We start from the raw sequence: 16,685 nt of genomic DNA, 5'->3' as shown, positions 1-16,685 counted from the left end.
TATAATTAAATCAATAAAATACAAAAGAACAAAAAGCCTAAATTTCCCATACCTTTACGCCTTTCTGAGTATCTTTCATATTTCTTTCATTTTGTGTCATGAACAGAATATCATATATCGAAAATGTTGTAAATAGTTTTCTTCATGTTTTTATCATAAACAGCAAGGTTTGTTGTCAGAACCTTTATTTTGTTAAACAAAATTTAATATATGAGTGTTTTTTTACTCATTTTTTCGGTGTTTTATACGTATTTTATAAAATATAATCTATTTTTCTCTATACAGTACTAGTTTTTTCGATAACAATATTAATGCAAGTTATAAATAAACGTTTAATTGATTTAATCTCATTGATTTTTCTCGATTTTGGCATCTATTTATATATTATCTATAAAATATGGATCATAGAAAAATATGAATATAATAATCCAACAATCTTTTAAAGGCACTTTCACATTTTTTTCATATACGAACTTATAAATGAAATAACTATGAATTTTTTGACCGATTTTGATAAAAATTATGATATACTAAATCATTATGAGGAGCATTTTCCGAAGATTAGTTATAGAGGGGATATATTCTAATGAGTAAACAACACATTACTAGTGTAGATCAATCTAAAATTAACGACCTAAAGGAATCTTACGACGATTTTCTATACGTATCAAAACCATTTTCCAATACATGTATTACATCTTTAATGGCAAAAGCTCTTATTTATGGCTTAGACCCAGTACCAGTTGAAGACGCGCGCGTATTAGAGTTGGGCTCTTCTTGCGGTGGAAATATCATACCCCAAGCCCTATATAATCCAACAGCAACTTTCACTGGCATCGACCTATCCCCTACTCAGGTAAAGCATGGGAATGAATTAATTGAATCCATGGGGCTTAAAAATATTACCTTATTAGAAAAAAATATTATGGATATTGATGAGACATTCGGTACCTTCGATTACATTATCGTTCATGGTATTTGGTCTTGGGTGCCTGATGTGGTAAAAGATAAAATCCTTAATATTTGCAGTCACAACCTATCTGATCGTGGTATTGCCTATGTTTCATATAATACGTATCCAGGTTGGAAACGGTTAGAGCAATTGCGGGATATTATGTTATATTCTGAAAAACATGCACCTAACGACTCATTACAAGAGCGTACGGTCTACACAAAAAATGTATTAAAACTCATTGCAGAAACAATGAAGCTAGATGAACGTTCCCAACAAATTTCTGATTATAAGATCAAAAACATAAATCGTGTAATCCAATCTAACGATTACTACGTTGGTCATGAATACTTAGAAGCTATTAATGATCCTGTATATGTGTCTGAATTTATTGAGCGTGCTCAACAACAAGGTTGCGCTTATATCGGCGACGAAACTTTAAATCGTTCTTTTATCACTTGGCTCAATAGTGATGTAGAAAAAAATATTAGAACATTAGCTAGAGATAGCTACATTGATAAGGAGCAGTACTACGATTATGTGTATGATACTCAGTTCCGCATGGCCCTATTAACAAAGTGTAGCAACGAAGATAAAATTTCCCATGACGAAAGGGTTGAGAAGAAAGTACTAGATACACTATACTTCAACAATGCATTAGATGAAGAGCCTGGTGTTCCTCCAGAGTGGACCAACGTTATGCACATTAGCATTCAAGAATTAATGGATACAAAACGACCATTCAATGTAGCAGATATAATGAAACATATTGAAGAACACCATCCTGATTCTGAAATCGATACTGATGCTATGTATAGACGTTTATTCCATCTTGCTATCGTTGGTCATGTCAACACGTATGCTAAAAAGTATGATCAATTACCGTTTGTGGAAAATGAAACCTATATTCCAGAGCATTTCATAAACTATGTATCCACCCTGGTTGAAAAAGGTGGCTATCAATACATGTGCCTTGGCAATATGTATAATCAAATAGACTATTCTGTTGATGAAGGTTTATCGTACGTCATGAAATTGATGGCAAAACCAATTTCTCGTCAAGAATTGATTGATACTATGAACGAAAACATGACCGTTGAAAGAACAAAAGATGATGGCACTAAACACATTGTGTCCTCTGAGCAATATTTAAACGAGTCCATCGCGCACATCCAATCGCTAGGTTATTTTGCCAAATAAATCGCAAATTATATAATCACAAACAATATCGAAAATTACATAATATGGAACTACAAAAGGAGTAACTGATCATATCAGTTACTCCTTTTTATATTCACTACTATGCAACCTCGGGGTGGAGTTGAGGTATGCATAGTAGCTACTTATTAAGTTGTGTGAACACTATAAACTAATAGTATCCTTATTTTTTATTAACACGAACGCGTTCGATTGTTGCTTCACCTTTAGCATTTTTAGCTACAGTATCAACACGGAACAAAGCCATTTCAGGGCTAAATTCTGTTACTAGGCGATCATTAACTGTTACGCCGTCTTGAATGGCACGGTATACGATTTGAGCAAATTCATAACGTGTTAACATACGGTCACCACCGAATGTGCCATCTGGATAGCCTTCTACAAGACCACGGCGGGATAAATCGCTTACAGCTTCATATGCCCAGTGATTTGTAGGGATATCTGGGAACAATGTTGTGTGATCGGCTTTCATCTTAGTACCAGCAACGCCGTTCAACAATGCAGTCAATTTTTGAATTTGAGCATTTTGTTCAGCTACAGTTTTCTTAAGGGCTAATACTTCTTTGCCAATCGCTACACGAGATCGAGATACACCGCTATGAGCCCCTACTTTCACAGATAAACCAGCATTGAATACTGTTTCATCACTGCCTACAGTAGAACCTACGCTAAGTTGTACGTCTTCGTTAGGACGGTAGAAAGCGCCGATAGCTGCCGCATCACCACTGCGGTAATGACCATAACCTGCAGCGAAGTCCCATTTAGCATCTGGGTCGAAATCAAGTGGATGCAATGCTGCTAACGCTGCTGCACCTGCTACAGATTTATTGACGCGTTTATCCATCTTGGATAAGTCACCTTTGATATTTTTGATATCATTTGTATTTTTAGTGATATTTGTTGTGTTATTTGTAATTTGGTCTGCAATATCGTCTGCAAGAGATACCTTGTAGTCGTGAGTATTACCATTTACAGTTGGTGTTACCTTAATATGGTCACCAGCTGTTACAGTTGTAACACTAGTAGATGCTGCAATTTGATCTTGTACGCGTTTAAGTTGAGATACATTAACCGCATCAGTATCTGCTACACCGGCTTTTACATTGTTAATGATTTGATCGCCAGCGCTGATACCAGTTGTAGTGTAGTAAACTGTTTTGTCCCCTTCACTTGCGTACATACCGTATTTATCGAATTTTGCTTGTTCTAAGGTATCTGTATTTTCGATTTGAACACCCTTAGGTGTAATACCGATATTTTCGCTACCGTTAAAGAAGCGAGCACTGTCTTTATCGATACGAGCACGAACGTCGTCAGTTGCTTTGCCGAAGTTAGCAGAGTTCATTTCTACTAAGTCTTTGTTTACAGATACTTTGTATTCTGCACCGCCATTAGCATTTGTACCAGATGTTACAGTCGTATTAGCACCAGCTACTACAGTAGTATGTTTTTTAGCATCTGCTTCAACAGTAGAGATTTTAGTTTCTACCTTTTTAAGTTGCGCTACATTTACTGCATCAGTATCATTTGTACCAGCTGCAACAGATGTAATTTGACGTGTTACATCATTAGCTACATCACCAACGGATACAGCTGCTGCAGTCGCTTTCCATGTGGAACTTGTATCAGTAGATGCTGCTTTGGTACTAATATCATAACCAGCTGCACCTTTATCTACTGTCGCATTAGATTTATAACCAAGAGCTACACCGCCTTCAACAGAAGCTTTTGCATCATAACCAATAGTTGTTGTATTGGCAACAGAGCGTGTTTCGCCAGAAGAAAGTCCGCCTATAGCAATTGTATTATCAGCAGTAATGGTATGATCGTTACCCATTACAATATTATTAGATGCATTAGTAATTGTATTATTGTACCCAGTTACGTAATTCAATTTTGCAACATTACCAGCAGTGCCTGTAACAGTATTATTAACACCTGTCATTGATGTCAATTGTGTGTAATCAGCTTTATTGCCGCCACCAATAGCTAAGGTAGATCCACCAGATTTATTATCTTTTACTAAATTACGCACATCTTCTGATAATTTAGTTACAGAGGATGGACCTCCAAAAAGACCTGGTGTTATTGCACCCGCATCTATATCAGTAATAGAGTTAGTAATTTCGTTACCTGCACCGAAAATTAAAGAACCATTAGAATTATTGGTTCTATTAGCAGTACCAACAACAGTGTTGCTTAATCCAGAATAGTTATTAGCAGCTGTAGCGGACTCAATAGAGTTTAAAGAGCCATTAATAGTAGCTCCAAAATTTCTAGTTGCATTAGCAATATTATTGCCATCATAATTGCTGGAAATAACATTTAAAGCACCTGTAGTAGTTGCAACAGTACCATTGGTAAAGCTATTTGAGCCTAATGTTGTTGAATATAAGCCTAGTCCAGCTTTACGCTTTTCTGCGTAAGTGTCAGTATTGACAGTAATATCACCGATTTTCCCACGATAGTTATGAGACCCAATCATGGTACCACCAGTACGAACATACGTATTATCACCTATTGCTACACCAGTAACAACTTTATCTGGCTGTTGTGGAAGACTTCCCATACCAAAAGTATTAAAAGTTGTTTGATTAAACGCAAATAACTTTTCTTGTCGACCAATCGTATTTTCTACATATGCATTCTTACCAATAGCTACTGAGCCAGATTGATCATAATAACTATGGGTTGTTGCATTTTCACCGATAACTACATCACCATTAACTTTAGCATAGCCAGACCCGCCAGCATAATTGGTGTGTGCACCTTTACCGATAGCAACTACTCCATCTCTTTGAGCATTAGAGCCTGTGCCAATAGCTACGCCACTACCTGCCCCAGCTACATTATCTGCAGCGCTAGCTACCATACACAAGCTAGACAATAGCACACCGTTAATCAACACGGTTAATAAACGTTTCCGTTTGTTCATAGTTTAGAACCTCCATTTACAAACTACAAAACCAATTATTCTCTCTTTGCATTAAAATTCACTTTTTATTCATGAGTTTTATATGAATATTGTAGCACGTATACGAATTTTGTAAACAGTAATTTATATATCTATTAAGAGAATATAAAAAAGGATAGTTAATCGAGGAGGATTAACTACCCTTTTTTGGTAAGAGGAAGGCGAACCTCTTACCGGTGCCGTATGATATAGGTTTGTTATTAAAAGAGAGAGATTTTGAAGTAAACACAACACAAAGATTATTAAATAGTTGGAGAGTAACTAAGATGAACGGGCGATCACACGGCATCAATAATAAGATAATGGCTTTTATAAAAAGCCATTATCTTAAAGAACAATTGATATGAACACTAACGTTTCCCTTACCTAGAGTATATCACTTATATAGGAACAATAGTAGATTATTTTTCATTTAATTTTCATTAAAATAAAATGAATGCAGGAAATGGCATGACCATTCAATTTGTCTATTCAGTTATCAAAATTATTATTCAACAAAAACCGTATTAGTTCGTCTTACGAGGTTGAGCATTTTATCGCGAACCGTTGCAGATTGTTCTAAACGATGCTTGCCACCATACCAAGCCATCGGAGCTCCCGCTAAACGGAACGTAATTTTACCATATGCACCGCCAGAGCTATGTTCCGGTTTATTATACCCCATATCTATAGATACACGCGGCGTCAGTTGCATCTCAGAGCCTATGCGCAAACCATTCTTATCAGCTTGTCGATCCTGGTTCCAGTGATAGCCTTCAACATAGACTCTAGCCCAGCGCGCATTTTTAAAGGTTTTACCATATTCTAAGGTATAACCATTAGATACTCGCTCTAAGGTATGCAGGTTCGCATCCAAAACACGCTCATCAGAAGCAGAACCATACCAGTTAAAACGAAACTCGCTTTCACCAGACATATATTCAAGACCAGCACTGAGTCGATCGTGACGATTTAAGAAGCGATGGTCATAGAATAGATGAGCTCCATAGAGACGACGGTCGTCCTTGGAAATACGACGGTACCCAATGCCTACGTTAAGGGTAGTACCCGTATCAGAGGCGCGAGAAATGCGCTGCTGCGTAAACCACACATCACGAGAGGTATTATCGTAATGACCTAGAGGCTGAATAGTCTCCGCAGAATACAACGGCTTCCACCCTTCTTGGAACTGAAAACTCAGTGTAGTGCGTCGCATCCACGGCTTACCTTTCGCACCATACATAGCATTAGATACATTGGACATAGCCACCGCATTAATGGCGCGGTTCACTGCATCCACATTGCTATACTGCACGGTCTTAGTATCTTGCCGATCCATGATGAGCGGCCCACCTTGGCCAATCACATGGTCCGGTGTGGCAGCAGGCGTAATGTGAAAGCCCTCTGATGCGGCCTTCATGCGCTCTGTTTGAGCATCAGTTTCTGCAGACACTACGCCCTTATCATTATGTAATTGTTGTTTTTCTGCCTCAGCTGTACCCACGCAACACAATAGGGCGCTCAAGGCGATACACACAATACGTTTCATTACTCTCTACATTTAAAATTCATGAACAATAAATGAAATATATATTAGTGTATCGAATAATGTATATGTATGTCAAGATAAGTACTCACTAGAAACGTATTATTTTACTATTATATGTATATAAAAAAGAGGTAATAACCATGTTATTACCTCTTTCATATCTTTTAAACCCTATTTTTCATTAAGTTTTTGCACAAGCATATCTACTGTTTCTTGTAGTTTTTTGTTTTGTGCTTCTAATGTATCTACCCGTTGTTCCAATGCGTTATAGGATGCAGGGGAAATCTTAGGCAATGTTTTATTTTCACCAAATTTATAGGATACGCCTACATTAGTCATCAAATCACCACTTACAGTTGTACCTGCTGTAAGAAGTAGGTTTTCTTTCGGATAGTAACCTACGCCAAGAGCCAATGCATTTTCGCCCTTGTAGTGACCATAGCCACCCATAACTTGAACCTTGTGGTCAGGATCAAATTGTAGTGGATGTAATGCAGCTAGTGCTGCGGCGCGAGCATCACCGCGGTTGGATTCTTTTTCCACGTGGCGTACATCGCGATGCAATACATCAATTTGTTGGTTTGTACCATATAACTGGGAGCCGTTAACCGCATCTGTAGAATCCGCCGTAATACGACCTGCTGCAACATGAGTGATAGTGCGTTCTTGACCTGTCGCACCAACAGATACAGTAGACACAGGAGCAGTACCAGCGAATCTTTCAGTAACACCATTATTGTAGGTATAACTAGGAGTGCTCACTACATCACTACTTTCAGCAGTAGAATTATTACCTAATACAACGGCATTATCTAGCGATGTTTTCACATTATTACCCACTACGAATGTATTATTCGCACTGACTTGGTTATTATTACCCACACTGTATGAGTTATCCCCCTTAACAGTATCTACATTATATGTACCTACACCAAAGGCGCCAGATTGGTTGCCTTCAATCTTGTTATATGCACCAATAGCGGAGTTCTTATCGCCTTTAAAGATAACACCATGACCCATGCCATAGTTAAAATTACCATTTACTGTAGAGTTAGAACCGATTAATACAGTGTTATTCCCCTTACTACCGCCAGCTTGAGAAGCGCCGAGCCATACGTTTTTATTACCTTCAGAGCCAGCTCCTGCAAAATAACCTACCGCAATTGTATCCGAAATAGTTGATTTAAAGCCTGCCGCAAAGTTACCTAAGAAGTTATAGTCACCTTTACCTTCTAAGAAGGTTTTAGCACCTAATGCTACATTGCCACCGCCTTGAGAACCATTCAAAGCAATACGACCGATGGCAATATTATTACCCTTTGCATTTGGATCCCCTGCATGGGAATAGGGATCGCTATTAGCCGCCCCAGTTTGACCACCAAGATGTACATTATCTGAGTTAGTGAAAGATGACCAACCTTGTAAACCAATGTTATAAGTGGCACCCCCAGTGGAAACAACAGGAATATCTGCAGCTTGAACCAAGCTTGCCGAAGATATAGTCAAAACTCCGAGTACTGCTAATAATTGTAGTTTCTTTGCGTGATTCATAATCATACGCCTCCCTTGTTACACTACAAAACACTTCTCCTTCATACTTTCCTCATAATTCTACAAGTAGATTATACTGCTATCGAAAAAATATGTAAATAATATAAATAATAATTCATAAAGAATAGATCAGATCAGATAATATAATTAATTAATAAACAAACCCCCGTAGAATTTGTTCCTACGAGGGCATTTGTTTTGAAAACAAAAGAGGCAACGGCCTATGCCGTTACCTCTTTCATAGATATATAGTTATATATACCGATTAGCGGATGCGTTTAACGCGGTTGTTACCATCGCGCATAGCTTGTTTCAAGCTGTAGATTACCATTTCGTTCATGTAGAAACGCAATTCATCATTATTCATATTTTCAGTATTCTTTTCAAGAATAGCTAAGATTTGGCGTTCATATTCAGCTTGGTTCATTTCAGATACTGTAGTGTTATTCGTGAAGAATTCTTTGTAATCTAAGTACAAGCGATCTAATGCTACACGAGCATAGCTATCTTTTTTATAGCGATGGCTTGTAATGTACCAGCTACGACGAACGTTCATGTAGTACAACACGTTATTAGTATAGCGTTGTTGACCAGACATTACACGGTTGTCGTCTTTGATTAACGCATTATTCATACCCAATTGGAATGCTGCAAATTCAGATACTACAGCTTTTACCTCTTCACTAGGAACAGCAAGAGAGATGTCTTGTTGTTCTGCAGTCAAAGGAGCCGCAGGTTGTTCAGGCATCATCAAAGGATCTTGTGCCGCATGTACTTGGCCAGCAACACATACAGAAGCAATTGCCATAACTGGTAATAATTTAATTAGTTTCATAAGTCTCCTCTCTCGAAGTGCCCTCCCCAGAGCTACTTCATTTATCATGTAATAGATATTATCTCTTGAGGAACTTTTATCCCCATAGAGACCCCCATACTAAGCATGGTAAATTTATTAATACAGTGTGCTTCAATCAATAATGATTCTAGTAGCTTACATTTTCATTAGTATACACGATATATCGTATTTCGTCTATATAGTTTTTCATTAAGGTTAGAAGAAAAATGCATAGGTGGCTATATAGTTAGTTCTATACTCCATACAATAAAAGCCTCCTAATAATAAAGTCATGACTCTATTATTAGGAGGCTATATATGTTAGCTATTGTACAAAAGATTATTTAATAAATCTACACTTAGAACTTATGTGTGAAACCTGCGTTTACGCCCCAGTCTGCTTGGTAGTCACCAGACAAACCTGTGGCAACGTCAGCAAATACGCTATTGTTGCTATTAAAGCCATAACGGCCGCCGAAAGCAAGTTCAGTCCAAGTACCTTTAAGGTCTTGCTCTGTTAATTTCATAACACTACCGCTAGCGAATGCAGTTTTTACATTGCCTGTGAAAGCATGACCTGCTGCAAAACGTGTATAAAGGTTACCATTGCCAAATTGTTTACCCAATTCAAGGCCGATTTTACCAGAAGTGCTGTTTACACTAGATTGGTTAACAGATACATTACCTACATTGAAGTTACGGCCACCGAAGTGTGTAAAGTTCAATTGTGCTTGTGGTTCTACATAGAAACCATTAGCATATTTCAATGTTTTACCATAACGAACACCGATGCTATACGCATTGGATTTTGTATCGCCAGACATAGCTTCACCGATTTCATTTCGAGCTGTGAAGTCATTAGATACGCGACCAACTTGAGTTTCTACATGTACATATTGATCTTTGCCAAGGTCTTTCAAACCATACGCACCTACGGAGAAGGATTTCACCTTGCCGGAACCATCGAATACATAGTCTTCAGAACCGCGAAGGTAAGATACTTGACCACCTACAGTCCAACCACGGCTGATTTTAGCATCATAACCGCCTTGAATGCGTGTATAATCTATAGCTGTGTCGATACCACTGCCAGAGTAGCTGTATTTACCGCCACCGATGCGAGCCCAAATACCAGTTGGTTCACCTTGTTGCAATACACGAGGACGATACATATCGTCAGCTAATGTACGCCATGCGTTGATATTACCTACTACAGCAGAACGAATACCACGCATATGAGGTGTATCATAAGCACCACGAATAACAGGATTAGGATTTACTGGTTTAGGCGCTGGTGTTACAGGTGTAACTGGTTTTGGATTCGGAGTTACAGGTGTAACTGGTTTTGGATCCGGAGTTACTGGCGTAACTGGTTTTGGATCTGGAGTCACTGGTGTAACTGGTTTAGGATCTGGAGTCACAGGCGTAACTGGTTTAGGGTCTGGAGTTACAGGCGTAACTGGTTTAGGGTCCGGAGTTACTGGTGTAACTGGTTTTGGATCCGGAGTTACAGGCGTAACTGGTTTTGGATCTGGAGTTACTGGTGTAACTGGTTTTGGATCTGGAGTTACTGGCGTAACTGGTTTAGGATCTGGAGTCGGTGTAGGTTTTGGTTCTGGCACTACATAGGAGCCTTGACCATTACCATCTTTCCATGTAATATCCCCTTCTTTTTGGTCTGTAGTCAACGCTTTTTTGTAACTAGACACGATACCTTTAGAAGCGATGGATACAGTACCAGAAAGGTTTCTTTCACCTTTTACATAGTTTTCATAATAGAACTTGTGGGCTAAGTTATCTAAAATCTTGTTTACATTGCTTTCAGAAGAAGTATCGAAATGATCACCTGTTACATAGCCATGTACGCCAGAGCCAGTCGCAGCGGATTTCACGATGAAGTTACCACCCTCGATATCAGCCGGATCAAGACCATTTTTCTTGGAGCCTTGTTTAGCGAAGTTCAAGCCCGTGCTATCACTCATGTCATAAATAACATTGATATGGCCGTCCAATTTATTTACATGAATGTCGCTGCGAGAATCTTGCGCAATACGGCTGAAACCTTCACGCGTACGAGTGCCTGTGAGGTTATTAATACTACTGCGTTCCGTTTTACCATCAATTTTGAAAGATTCCAAGCCACCCATGTAATCATGGCTCCACATGCCACCATCAAAGGTCATGTTGATTTCGCCGCCCTTATCCTCTAAGGTATTCACAGCTTTGCCAGAAAATTGGTTAGGGCTATTATGCGCACGGCCTAGGCCGATATTGATCACAGATGGTTGCTGTTCTTGATACGGAGGCATCATTTTATCAGATACCAGCACATCACCTTGCATATTAAACACTTTGTGTTTTACAGTACCCGCATCATCAATGCCGAGATTAATTTTACTATTATATGCAAACGCTACTGGATATGGAGACTTCCATGGTGCAGTAGTCACGTCCATAATCCCGCCATCTACTTGGATGGAACTGTTATTTAGCATGCCTGTAATGAAAGCTGGTTGACGATAGCGTTTAGGCAATTGAGATGCATCAGGAGTGTCCAAAGAGCCAATTGTAACTTGACCACCATCAGATGCGACTACACCATTCGCAGTCGTATCACCTGTACTTTCAAATTTACTATCAGCAGTAGTTGCAAAAATACGTCCATCAGAATTAATACCTGCTGCAGCCCATGTAACAGGCATAGCCATCGTAGATGACAATAAGGTCATCATAACAGCAGACAATAAAATCTTATTACTACCTTTCATCCTCTTATACCTCAATCAATATTTCACTTACAATACAATCACATTTGTGAAAGCTCCTTCATACTTGAATATATATCTATGAGTTGATTTATTAGCCTTTATATACGGTAAAAGACAGATATACACTCTCATAATAAAGAAACTTTTTTCTAACACTTTTAAAATATATTTAAAATATTACATCATTTTTAGTGAATTGTAAATGAATTTCTCTATTTTTATTTAAAGTTATTTAAGATATTAATATTTGAGTTATAAAACTAGAATATAAAAAGGCAGTGATCTAGTCACTGCCTATACTAATTCAAATTTATTGAAATCAATAGTATTGTTCATCGTAATTTGACGATATATATGATTATATCTATAATATAAACAGATAGCCAAACGAGTAGAACCGTCGGGCTCATCTCAAAAGGATTAAAAACATGATGAAATGGCCTTTCAGTTATCGAGTTATTGGTAACGAAGGGCTATTTGTCTTTTCCAAGACAAATAAGCGCCACAAGTGCACCAAAGGCAATGACAACCGTCATTACCTCTAGAATTATCATGATTAACTCATAATCACTCATAGACAACCCTCCCTTCATTAAACGAAGAGAGGCCCAACCTCGCCTGACTATCTTAAGTCCATTATATGGCGAACATATAAGCGAATCAATAAGAATCTATGTATAGAAATATACGAAATATATTATAAATGCCCCACGTATTAGATTGTTAAATCCAATACATGGGGCATTTTATTTAGTGAGTGCTATATTTTTATATAGTACTTATCACCATATACATTTATATAGTAACTATTATATTAGAATTTATGTGTAAATCCTGCATTTACAGACCAACCAGCTTTATAGTCGCCAGATAGACCTGTACTAATATCACCAAAGATACTGTTGTTTGCATTGAAGCCATAGCGGCCACCAAATGCGAGATCTGTCCAAGTACCTTTAATGTCTTCGGATGTGTATTTAGTCGTAACACCACTTGTGTAACTAGTTTTTACTGTGCCAGAGAAGGCATGGTTTACACCAACGCGAGTATAGATATTACCTGCACCGAAGTTTTTACCGATTTCAAGGCCAATACCACCTGCAGTACTGCTCACACCAGATTGATCTACATGCATGCTGCCAGCATTGAAGCTGTCACCACCGAAGTGAGTGTAGCTCAATTGTGCTTGCGGTTCAATGTATGTACCATTTGAAAGCTTCACAGTTTTACCATAGCGTGCACCGATAGAGTATGCATTAGCTTTAGTCTCGCCAGAAAGGCTTTCACCAATTTCATTGCGAACAGTGAAGTCGTTAGAAGCACGGCCTACTTGAGACTCAATGTGGATGTATTGGTTGTTACCAAGATCTTTCAAGCCATACGCACCAACCGCAAAGGCTTTTTCTTTGCCAGTACCGTTGAATACGTAATCATCGTTACCACGAAGGTAAGAAACTTGGCCACCAACAGTCCAACCGCTGCTAGTTTTAGCATCGTAACCACCTTGAATGCGTGTATATGTAGTATCTGTGTCGATACCTGTTGCATTGAAGCTGTATTTACCGCCCCCAACGCGAGCCCAGATACCTGTTGGTTCGCCTTGTTGCAATACGCGTGGACGATACATATTATCTGTCAATGTTCTCCAACCGTTGATATTACTCATGATGGCAGAACGAGCGCCGCGCATATGAGGTGTATCAAAATCACCCATGATAACATGAATGTGAGAATTACGGTCTGGTACTGGAGCTGGTTTCACTTCTGGTTTAGGAGTCGGTTTTACCTCTGGTTTAGGAATCGGTTTAACTTCCGGCTTAGGCGCTGGAGCCGGTTCTGGTTTTACTTCTGGTTTTGGTGCCGGAGCTGGCTCTGGTTTTACCTCTGGTTTCGGAGCCGGTTTATTTTCACCATATACGTATTTACCTTGACCATCTTTATCTGCTTGCCAAGTAATGTCACCTTCTTTAGCATGACCAGAAGTGATGACTGTAAAACGACCAGATTCAGAACCATCAGATGCAATAGCTACTGTGCCTTGAAGGTTTCTTTCACCATTTACATAGTTATGATAATACATCTTATGTGCCAAATTATCTAAGATCTTATTTACATTCTCTTCGGAAGACATGTCTAGACCTTTTTGAGTCGTATATACATGAGCAGCCGCACCAGGAGCCGCACTTGTAATGTGAATATCCCCACCCCAGAAAGAATCTGGAGTCACACCATTATAGGTTTTAGTTGGTGGTTGATAGCTTGGATCCTCAGTATCGCCACCTTCATCATTAGGGTCATAAATAAAGTTTACATGACCTTCCAGCTTATCTACATAGAGTTTATTATGCTCACTTTGGGTTACCATGTTCGCATAGTTACGGTTATTAGAACCTACAAGTCGATGTACATGGCTAGGTTGCGTACCACCATCTAATTTACCTTCATGCAAGCCACCTTGATAGAAAAGCTCCCAAGAACCATAGTCACCAAGGAATACATTGATATGACTTGGATGCTTTGCATCTTTATCTGCTAAATTAAAGGCTAAACCGTCCCAAAGAGATTCTTTACCAATGATTCCAATATTAATCTCGGACGCATGATTTGGGTCGCTTTTAACGATAACATCACCAACTAAAGATAAGTCGTTACCGATAAAATTACCTTTGTTACCGTCTACGCCAATATTAACAGTACCACCTTGAGCTACTGCAATAGGGGTGCTCACATTATGAACATCATAAACGCCTTCCTTAAGAGTAACAGTACTGCCACCTTTACTGCTAATAAAAGGCTTATCATTATAGCCAACATTAGCCACTGCTTTATCAATGCTGACTGTACTACCAGTATCTGCCTCAATCGTAGATACGTAGTTTGTCATTTCACCAGCCGTAAACTTCCCACCATTATTTGCAGTAATATATGCACCAGTAGGTGAAGTAACTAATGTACTCCCTGCCATTGCATACTGACCTACAGAGCTAGCAATCGTCAGAGCAATTGCTAAGGATAATTTCGCTTTACACATGCGTTTCATAAAAACCCTCTCTCATTTATACACTATAAACTATTATTAAATAATTTAATTATATTTAATATTTGTATTATTGTAAATATGAGGGAATTTTGCCACATAAAACGGCGCATCAATATAAAAAAGCAGTAACTATAGTTACTGCTAAGGTATACGTATATATATTTTTGTATATTTCTATTTATAGATTCTTATTGATTCGCTTATATGTTCGCAATATAATTATCTTAAGATAGTCAAGCGAGGTTGGGCCTCTCTTCGTTAATGAAGGGAGGGTTGTCTATGAGTGATTATGAGTTAATCATGCTAATCCTAGAGGTAATGACTGTAGTCATTGCTTTTGGTGCACTCGTGGCGCTTATTTGTCTTGGAAAAGACAAATAGCCCTTCGTTATCCCCTGAATAATTAGGTAACTGAAAGGCCATTTCATCAATTAATCATAGTTTTGAGATGAGCCCGACGGATCTACTCGCTTGGCTATCTGTTTATATTATAGGGTTTATATCATATATCGTCAAATACAGATAAACAATACTAATATGTTGTATTATAAACCAAGAGGCAGAGACTGAGTCACTGCCTCTTATCTTATTATCTTTATCTACGTGCTACGCGCATAGCCGCCATCATGCCTGGGGATTTCCAAACGGATTGGCCGTTGTCTGAAACGAGTTTATTGTTATAGTAGAATACATCTGCATTGTAATAGTTATTATCGCTAGATGTTACCTTATAGCTAAGGCCAGATGTCGTATATACCGTGAAATTAAGTACATCCCCTACTCTCTTCACAGAGTCTTGGTCTACATACCAGCTATTACCGTTATAAGTGGTAGCATACACATCTGTACGAGCTTCTACATCATGTGTATTAATGCCGATCAACACGAGCAGAGCTGCTAACATATATAAGAATTTACGCATTAGAATTACCTCCGTTTTATCGTTGGAATACTTGTTTATTATACCAAAAAAACGGTGAAATTCACATTAAAATGGCACCTTCTGCGCCACCCATGATTGACTACTTTCAATGTACGACGTAATACGTTTCATAACGGATTTTTCTATGAAAGCTAATCGCACAGTTTAATAGAGTACCCATATAGCTTGATGTACGACCCCATTAAATAAAATACAAGATATATATTAGAATGTTGTAACATAATTTACGCATAAAAAATAAAACTCACCATATAGAACTAAGTCCATAGCTCTATATGATGAGTTAAATAATATAAATATCAAATTTTAATGTTCTAACCAACCATGAAATTTATGTATAGTTCCATCATTAGAACTCAAGTCTTCAAGATATACATAAGAATTTTCCATATCCACCTTAATGGCTAATGATTTCTTTTTAGACTTAGCCATATTAATAGTAAGGCCTAATATATTTACAACTTGGAAAAAGTGCTCTGTAGAAGTAAGTTCTTCTAAATTCTTTTTAGCATCTGCAACAATACGTAATTTATAGAACTTAGAACTGCTATACAATTTAAAAGTAAAGATAGCTTGTTGAGATGCTGCATCAAAATCAACTTTATACTTTTCAATAGCACCTTCTAATATCATTTGATCTGTATTAACTGTAGTATCTACCACTAGATTCATAATTAAATCCATTGGATTATTCATCAACATAAATGTAGTACCCATATTTTCTCCCTCAATATTTATCGAATGCCAATAATATTAACCCCAAACGTTAATATTAAACATTTAATATATTTAATATTTTCAATATAAGTAGTATACATGATATTTATAAAATATCTATGGGAATTTATTAAAACTTCCATTAATTCTTCATCTTTA

9 protein-coding genes are annotated in these 16,685 nt (G+C 37.9%); 1 reads left to right on the top strand and 8 read right to left on the bottom strand.

Features of this window, described 5'->3' with window-relative positions; all coding sequences use genetic code 11:
* Positions 1 to 586 precede the first annotated feature (586 nt).
* Positions 587 to 2,152 (top strand): methyltransferase regulatory domain-containing protein, encoded by a 1,566-nt coding sequence (locus tag VEIT17_RS00210; RefSeq protein ID WP_178884070.1) that lies wholly within the window; start codon positions 587 to 589, stop codon positions 2,150 to 2,152.
* Positions 2,153 to 2,333: 181 nt separating this feature from the next.
* On the opposite strand, the gene VEIT17_RS00205 is transcribed toward VEIT17_RS00210, so the two are convergent.
* From VEIT17_RS00205 to VEIT17_RS00170, 8 genes are all read right to left on the bottom strand, one after another.
* Positions 2,334 to 5,042, bottom strand: coding sequence for an S-layer homology domain-containing protein (locus VEIT17_RS00205; RefSeq protein ID WP_178885968.1), 2,709 nt, complete (start codon positions 5,040 to 5,042; stop codon positions 2,334 to 2,336).
* Positions 5,043 to 5,631: 589 nt separating this feature from the next.
* Positions 5,632 to 6,672: an inverse autotransporter beta domain-containing protein gene (locus VEIT17_RS00200; RefSeq protein WP_178884068.1), complete on the bottom strand. Its 1,041-nt coding sequence runs from the start codon at positions 6,670 to 6,672 to the stop codon at positions 5,632 to 5,634.
* Between the two features lie 171 nt (positions 6,673 to 6,843).
* Positions 6,844 to 8,223 (bottom strand): YadA-like family protein, encoded by a 1,380-nt coding sequence (locus tag VEIT17_RS00195; protein ID WP_178884066.1) that lies wholly within the window; start codon positions 8,221 to 8,223, stop codon positions 6,844 to 6,846.
* A 265-nt stretch (positions 8,224 to 8,488) separates the two neighbouring features.
* Positions 8,489 to 9,058, bottom strand: coding sequence for a hypothetical protein (locus VEIT17_RS00190; RefSeq protein ID WP_178884065.1), 570 nt, complete (start codon positions 9,056 to 9,058; stop codon positions 8,489 to 8,491).
* 359 nt (positions 9,059 to 9,417) lie between these two features.
* On the bottom strand, positions 9,418 to 11,826 hold the full coding sequence (locus tag VEIT17_RS00185; RefSeq protein ID WP_178884064.1) for an autotransporter outer membrane beta-barrel domain-containing protein: 2,409 nt from the start codon (positions 11,824 to 11,826) through the stop codon (positions 9,418 to 9,420).
* A gap of 814 nt (positions 11,827 to 12,640) precedes the next feature.
* A complete protein-coding gene (locus VEIT17_RS00180; RefSeq protein WP_178884063.1) occupies positions 12,641 to 14,866 on the bottom strand; it encodes an autotransporter domain-containing protein in 2,226 nt (741 codons plus the stop codon).
* Positions 14,867 to 15,461: 595 nt separating this feature from the next.
* Complete coding sequence (locus VEIT17_RS00175) at positions 15,462 to 15,788, bottom strand: Tat pathway signal protein (RefSeq protein ID WP_178884061.1); 327 nt, start codon at positions 15,786 to 15,788, stop codon at positions 15,462 to 15,464.
* A gap of 327 nt (positions 15,789 to 16,115) precedes the next feature.
* Positions 16,116 to 16,526 (bottom strand): hypothetical protein, encoded by a 411-nt coding sequence (locus VEIT17_RS00170; protein WP_178884060.1) that lies wholly within the window; start codon positions 16,524 to 16,526, stop codon positions 16,116 to 16,118.
* Between the last annotated feature and the right edge of the window lie 159 nt (positions 16,527 to 16,685).

It is taken from the genome of Veillonella nakazawae, from assembly GCF_013393365.1.
Lineage (GTDB): Bacteria > Bacillota > Negativicutes > Veillonellales > Veillonellaceae > Veillonella > Veillonella nakazawae.
This window is presented reverse-complemented; position numbering and strand designations above follow the sequence as displayed.

Bases quoted from the DNA above. Each gene is read 5' to 3' on its own strand.
- VEIT17_RS00210 (WP_178884070.1), top strand. From the start codon at position 587: ATGAGTAAACAACACATTACTAGTGTAGATCAATCTAAAATTAACGAC.
- VEIT17_RS00205 (WP_178885968.1), bottom strand. From the start codon at position 5,042: ATGGTAGCTAGCGCTGCAGATAATGTAGCTGGGGCAGGTAGTGGCGTA.
- VEIT17_RS00200 (WP_178884068.1), bottom strand. From the start codon at position 6,672: ATGAAACGTATTGTGTGTATCGCCTTGAGCGCCCTATTGTGTTGCGTG.
- VEIT17_RS00195 (WP_178884066.1), bottom strand. From the start codon at position 8,223: ATGAATCACGCAAAGAAACTACAATTATTAGCAGTACTCGGAGTTTTG.
- VEIT17_RS00190 (WP_178884065.1), bottom strand. From the start codon at position 9,058: ATGAAACTAATTAAATTATTACCAGTTATGGCAATTGCTTCTGTATGT.
- VEIT17_RS00185 (WP_178884064.1), bottom strand. From the start codon at position 11,826: ATGAAAGGTAGTAATAAGATTTTATTGTCTGCTGTTATGATGACCTTA.
- VEIT17_RS00180 (WP_178884063.1), bottom strand. From the start codon at position 14,866: ATGAAACGCATGTGTAAAGCGAAATTATCCTTAGCAATTGCTCTGACG.
- VEIT17_RS00175 (WP_178884061.1), bottom strand. From the start codon at position 15,788: ATGCGTAAATTCTTATATATGTTAGCAGCTCTGCTCGTGTTGATCGGC.
- VEIT17_RS00170 (WP_178884060.1), bottom strand. From the start codon at position 16,526: ATGGGTACTACATTTATGTTGATGAATAATCCAATGGATTTAATTATG.